Below are 6,072 nucleotides of genomic sequence, written 5' to 3'. Positions count from 1 at the left end.
GCGTCGGCTCGACCATTTTCAGGATCGGCGTGGCGATGAAGGCCGCCGGCTGGAAGCCGTCGAGGCCTGGCGTATCGAAGTCGCTGGGCAGCACAAAGGCCGAGCCCATCGAGACCTCATTGGCCGCGCCGCCATGATGAAGCAGCGCGGTCTTGCTGCCGCCGATGTTCAGGATGCGGCGCTGGTCGGCGCCGAGACAGGCGACGAATGCCGCAGCCTGCGCCGACGCCTTGGTCAATGCCTTTGCCGGTCCGCCGAAAAGGCCGGGGATGAGCGGCGCATGCGCCTCGTAGGCCATGACGCCTTCGCAATGCAGCCGGGCCGGCAACGCGCTCAACGCCTTCGACAAGGCTGCGGGATCAGCAAAACCGCCGCGATGCAGCCCGACATCGATCTCGAAAGCGATGCGCAGGCCGATGCCGAGTTCGCCAGCGAGGGCGCCATATTCCGCCAGTCTCTCCTCGCTGTCGATCAGCCAGCAGACGCGCGACCAGTCGGTATCGGCTTTCACCAGCGCCGCCCTTGCCGCGCCGATCGGCATCGGCTTGCCGTAGAGCAGATCGGCATCCGGGAACGCCTTCAGCACCGCCTCGCTGATCGGCGGGTGGAAGGTCATGAAGCGCTCACTGCCAAGCGCCTTGGCAATATACGCAAGCAGCGGCATGCAGGCGAGCGATTTGTCGACCAGCCGCACGGCCAGGCCGGGATCCACTCTCCCCTTCGCCAGGGCAATGTTGCTGTCCAGCCGGTCGCGATCGAGCAGCAGGCAGGGCTGGAAGATGCCGGCTTCCTTCAGCGCATCCGAGAGGGTGGAAAAATAGGTGGTCATCATTCGATGCCGAACAAGCCGGCCATATAGGGCGAGACGAAGCGGTTTTGCGGATCGACGTCGCGGCGCACCGCCATGGCGTCGTCCCAGCGCGGATAGAGCTTTTTCAGATCCGCCGCTTTCAGGCTGTGCATCTTGCCCCAATGCGGCCTGCCGCCATATCTGCGGAAGATCGGCTCTGCCGCCCGCATGAACGGCAACGGATCGTTCGCTGCATCATGGTGGATGGCGATGGAGCAGGTCAGCCTGTTGTAGAATGGCGAAAGCCAGAACTGGTCCGGCGCGACCGAGCGCACCTCCATCGGGAAATAGACCTCGGGAAAACGCTTCTCAGTCAGCTCGATGATCTCGGCCAGCGCCTTCGGCCCCTCCTCGAACGGCAAATGATATTCCATCTCGTTGAACTTGGTCTGCCGGTCGCTGGCATAGACGTTGAGCCAGTCCTGCACGTAGTCCTCGGCGGGAAATCTGGCGGCCGCCGAACGGATCAGGCGGCCACGCAGCGATGGCAGCCAGGCAAGTGAGGTGCGCAGCCGACGCAGCGTCCTCAAACCCGCCTCGTCCTCTTCCGGCGGCCGTGCGGTGGGTGCGGCGTCGCTGAAATCGCTGGCGATGAACTGCGCATAGCCGGAGAACGGAATGTAGTAGAATTCGGCCGAGCGATGCGCGGCCATCATCGCCTCGAAATCGCGCAGCATCTCAGTGATCGGCAGCACATATTTGCGGCGGCGCAACCGGTAGGTCGCGATGTTGTTCAGCGTCACTTCGGTGAGCACGCCAAAAGCGCCGAGCGCGACGCCCATGGCGTGGATCATGTCCTGATCCCCTGCCCGCTTGAAGTCGCGGACCTTGCCAAGCCCGTCGACGATCTGCACCGTCTCCAACTGCGTGTGATAGGCGCCGAGCGTCGGTCCCGAGCCATGCGTGGCGGTACCCAGCGCGCCGCCGATCGCCTGGCGGTCGATGTCGCCCATATTGGGCAGGCCCTGGCCAATGCCTTGCAGGATGCGCATCAGCGGGCCGAGCCGGGTCCCTGCCCGCACCCGCGCCCGATGTGTTTCGGCGTCGTGCGAGACCAGCCCTTCCAGCCTCTCCAGGGACAGGATCGTGCCTTGCGATTTCACCAGCGGCGTGAAGGAATGACCGGCACCGGCGACGCGCACCGGGCCAGGCGCGGTCCGGACGAGATCACCGAGTTCACCGGCATCGCCGGGGCTGGCGATCAGCTTGGGCTCGGCGCTTACAAAGCCCGACCAGTTGCTCCAAATGTTCGACATGCCACCTCCCCGCTCAGGCAACCGCACGACGGTGACGCGACACAAGGACGAAGAGACCGAGCAGCGCCACGCTGGCCACCGCGCTGGCGGCGGCGAATTCCGGAACTGGCCGGAAATCCTTGCCATCGATGAGCAGCGACGCTGCGATCGGCCCGATCGCCAGGCCGAAAAGCTGGGCTGCTGGCACCAGCAGCACGGCGGTCCGCGTCTCGTCGGCGGTGATCGCCAGACGTATCTGGTAGGGCACGATGAACAGCAGGATAAAGCCCATGGCCAAGGCAGCGACCCAGAACGTTGTCAGGCCAGGGCTACTGGCAAGAACCAGGGAGCTGACAAGCGCGACGACGCCGATCGCCGCGATGGCAAGGCGATAATCGATGCGCGCCTCGAACACGGTGGCCGTCATAGCACCCAGGACCTGCACGGCGAGGCTGGCCGAGACGATCAGGCCGACGGTGCGGCCATCGATGCCATACTGTGCGCCAAGCGGTTCCAGAAAGGCCCAGACCGCGCCGAAGAACATGAAATAGCAGAAGACGGACAGCAGCGCGGTCGTCGAGGGAAGCGTCAGCACATTGGCCAGGTTCTCCTCCTTGGGTAGGTCGGCATAGTCACCGGGAACAGTGAAGGCGACCACCAGCGACACGACGCAGACGACGGCAAGAACGATGAAGCCGCCCGCCGACCCTGCGGCCGGGATGACATAGAGCGCCAGCAACAAGGCGAGCGCGCATTGCGCCAGCGTCTGCATGGTGACGAAATAGCCGCCGATGCGCTCGGCGCGCCGCGAGCGGGCGATCAGTTCGGTGGCGATGGCGACCAGACCGCCCTCGGCGAGCCCGGCCAGGGCGCGGGCCGCAGTCAGCGTGCTGGCGCTCGCGGCATAGGCCGTCCACACATTGGCCAGCGCCAGCAGCAGCAGAAGGACGGCACTTTTCCAGCGCATGTGGTGCGCCGAAAGCAGCATCGCCACGACAGCCGAACCGATGGCAATAGCGATCATCTCGGCTGTGGCGACCAGCGCCAGTTCGTCGCCGCTGACATGGCCCTCAGTGTAAAGGGCGCCGAGCAGCACCGGCTGCAGGCCGAGGATGAGCAGGCCGACCGAACCGATCCACAAGGCCGAGGCGAGCTGCCAGCCGGTCGGATTGCCGACCAGCCAGTCGCCACTGCCTGCGTGGCTGGTATCTGTCGAAGCCAAAGGCGCCTCCCAACGTCCTTGCCGTGCGGCAAAAAAGCTGACAACCTGTCAGTATTTCAGAAACTGATACTTGATCATATTTCTTGTCAACCGGAATTTGGGAAGCCGTGCGAAAGATCGGTGCATGACGGAATTGAAGAGAATGGCGACCGAGCCGAGGCGCAGGCCCAAGCAGGAACGCAGCCGCGAGCGCATCGACGCGATCCTGTCGACGACCATGCGGCTGATCGGGGAAAAGGGTATCGACGCCGTCACCATGAAGGAAGTCGGCATGCTGGCGGGCGGGCCGATCGCCACCGTCTACCACTATTTTCCCAACAAATCGGCGATCCTGGCGATGCTCTATGAGCGGTTTTCAGAGGTCAGCCGGGCACGGCTGACGACGATCATCGCCGAAATCCGCGAGGCGAACGACGTGATAGTGGCCGCTGACCGGCTGCTCGATGATTATCTCAGCCGTGTCGCCGGCGATCCGGCCATCCAGGATCTGCAGAACGCCATCCAGGCCGACAAGGCGCTCAAAAACCTCGACATCGCCGAAACCCGACACCAGGCCAAAATGTTCTGCGACCACGTCATCGCCTTGCTCGAGCCCGAGAGGCGCGAGCAATTCGAACGCATGGTCCTGCTGATCTTCCAGCTCGCCGGCGGCGTGGTGCGCCTGGCGCTCGCCGAGGGCGAAGCGGAAAGCCGCCAGACCATCGAGGATTACCGGTCTATCATTCACACGCAGCTGCGGCTGTTTTTATAGGGTGTCCGCGGCGATCTCAGCCGCGGCCTATTTCGCTCGAGGAATGAGGCCTTCGAAGCCGTTTGTCAGATCGAAAGCGCCGGCCGCGAACATCTTGACGAGATTTTGCGGACGGCCGGGAGTCTTGTTTGCGTCGAGGAGGACGGCCCTGCCCTCATGCATGACGAAATCGAATTTTCCATAGTCAAAGCCGAGTTCACGCCGACGCTCACGCAATTCGTCGGGCACCGGGACGGGCTCGCGCCGGATCGTCTCCGATGCCTTGACCAGGCCGTTCGGGGAGACGTAGCGGGTGCAGCGCTCGCGCTCTCCGCAAAACACCCAGAAACGAACAGCAAAACCGTCGGGTTCTCTCTCCGGAATGAACTTTTCCACGACGAGATCGTCGCAATCAAAGACGCCATCTGGAACGTCGCCGAGAGATCCATGGACCTCATAAGGATGCAAGGCTGGCAAGCGCGGAAACGGCTGCTGTTTCCCGGCACGCTCGGATCGCCGGTTGAGGAGCGTCTCCGGAATACCCCGATTGTTGAGATTGCTTTTGACGATCACCTGACCTTGCCAGCTGTCGGTTCTGTCGACCAATGCGCCGCTGATCCGCCGCTTGGATATGTCGGCGGCGCCGATGTTGAGGCAGAAGGCAAAACTCCGGGCGTAGTCGACATAGTCCGCGGGCGTCACCGTGGCATCGACATGCAATACCGCCATATCGCCGCTGACCGGCTTCGACAGGCCTTGCTGAACCTGAACCGAGTGGCCGCGCCTTTTCAATTCCGCAAGAATGTCGAACAGCATGTATGGGCTGCTCCTGCGCAGCAGGATGTCGCGCCTGCCCAGGAACCTGTCATGCTCGTGCGTTATCACAACGATGCGCGCCACTATCTACCTCTTGGACTGTCTGTAAATTCTTGAAATGTCTTGGCTTGTCCGACGACCTCTATTAAGCCCCGGCGGGTATCCAAATCCAGGCGTCCAGGGGCCAATAAATTGCATGACAAATCATTGGGACGATTACCATCGCCATTGGAAACTTCTGGAAGCGCCGCTCCGGCCAACAGCGGAAACCGTCGCTATATTCGATCGCGAACTTGATCTTGGAAATGCCGATGTCCTCCTCTTGGGGGTGACCCCGGAATTGGCAATTCTGGGCAAGTCGATGTTGGCGGTCGACCAGTCGGCGGCCATGATTTCCGGCGTATGGGCCGGCGACGACGGCTCGCGAAGGGCAATCGCCGGCAACTGGCTTAACCTGCCCGTGGATCACGCAAGCATCGACGCCGTCATCGGCGACGGATGCCTGTCGGCGGTCGATTCCCAGGCGGCGCGCAGTTCGTTGTTTGGCGAGGTTGCCAGGGTGCTGAAGCCTGGCAGGCGCGCAGCGATCCGCGTCTTCGCACGACCGGAAACGGCAGATGATCTGCGCGGCGTCGAAGCTCTGGTTCTGGCCGGCGGGGTCGAGAATTTCCACGCGCTCAGATGGCGGATCGCGATGGCGTCCACGACGAACGACCCCGATTTCGCCATCAAGGTGGCAACGATCCGCGATACGTTCGGCAGACTGTTCCCAGACCGCGAAGCTCTTGCCGCAAGGACGGGGTGGAGCATGAGCTCGATCAACACGATCGACGTCTATGCCGGCTCGGACATAGGCTACAGTTTCGCGACGCTGGCCACGCTGATCGAAGAGGCCGCCAACTGGTTCGGCGAGGTGCGCGTCGTGCCGAGCGGCAGCTATCCGCTGGCCGAACGGTGCCCGCTTCTGGTACTCGGTTCGGCCAGGCACCGGTAAGTTCATCATCATGCCGCCAAGAGGCGCTCCGAGCGCCTTGACTCCGGCGCGCCGCCAGCCTATTTCAGCGCCACGTTAGCACTCGCCTTTGGTGAGTGCTAACCACATGTCCGGCGCCGCCGGATGGAGGAACTGTTTCTCACCGTTCTCATCGAGGAAGAAAAAATGGCAAAGTCGAAGTTCCGCCCGCTTCATGACCGCGTGGTCGTTCGCCGGGTCGAATCC

General features: G+C 62.9%; 6 protein-coding genes. 2 read left to right on the top strand and 4 right to left on the bottom strand.

Features of this window, described 5'->3' with window-relative positions; genetic code table 11:
• The 3 genes from EOB59_RS26930 to EOB59_RS26920 all read right to left on the bottom strand — a co-directional run.
• The coding region (locus tag EOB59_RS26930; protein ID WP_245486771.1) for an alanine racemase at positions 1–829 on the bottom strand (829 nt) is incomplete at its 3' end.
• Positions 829–2,106 (bottom strand): D-arabinono-1,4-lactone oxidase, encoded by a 1,278-nt coding sequence (locus EOB59_RS26925; protein ID WP_127397462.1) that lies wholly within the window; start codon positions 2,104–2,106, stop codon positions 829–831. The genes EOB59_RS26930 and EOB59_RS26925, both read right to left, overlap by 1 nt.
• A 13-nt stretch (positions 2,107–2,119) precedes the next feature.
• Positions 2,120–3,307, bottom strand: a complete 1,188-nt coding sequence (locus EOB59_RS26920; RefSeq protein ID WP_128289617.1) for an MFS transporter — start codon at positions 3,305–3,307, stop codon at positions 2,120–2,122.
• Between the two features lie 124 nt (positions 3,308–3,431).
• On the opposite strand from EOB59_RS26920, the gene EOB59_RS26915 reads away from it, so the two are divergent.
• The gene (locus tag EOB59_RS26915) at positions 3,432–4,058 is read left to right on the top strand and encodes a TetR/AcrR family transcriptional regulator (protein ID WP_164761637.1); all 627 of its coding nucleotides are present in this window, start codon (positions 3,432–3,434) and stop codon (positions 4,056–4,058) included.
• A gap of 27 nt (positions 4,059–4,085) precedes the next feature.
• Here EOB59_RS26915 and EOB59_RS26910 read toward each other — a convergent pair whose 3' ends face one another.
• Positions 4,086–4,937, bottom strand: coding sequence for a hypothetical protein (locus EOB59_RS26910; RefSeq protein WP_128289616.1), 852 nt, complete (start codon positions 4,935–4,937; stop codon positions 4,086–4,088).
• A gap of 112 nt (positions 4,938–5,049) precedes the next feature.
• Between EOB59_RS26910 and EOB59_RS26905 the strand changes: the two genes are divergently transcribed.
• Positions 5,050–5,847 carry a class I SAM-dependent methyltransferase gene (locus EOB59_RS26905; RefSeq protein ID WP_128289615.1) on the top strand — a complete coding sequence of 266 codons (798 nt, stop codon included), beginning with the start codon at positions 5,050–5,052 and terminating at the stop codon, positions 5,845–5,847.
• The last annotated feature ends 225 nt before the right edge of the window (positions 5,848–6,072 follow it).

The organism is Mesorhizobium sp. M7A.F.Ca.MR.176.00.0.0 (assembly GCF_004023165.1).
GTDB lineage: Bacteria > Pseudomonadota > Alphaproteobacteria > Rhizobiales > Rhizobiaceae > Mesorhizobium.
Note: the sequence above shows the minus strand (reverse complement) of the source record. Positions and strands in the feature narration are given on the sequence as shown.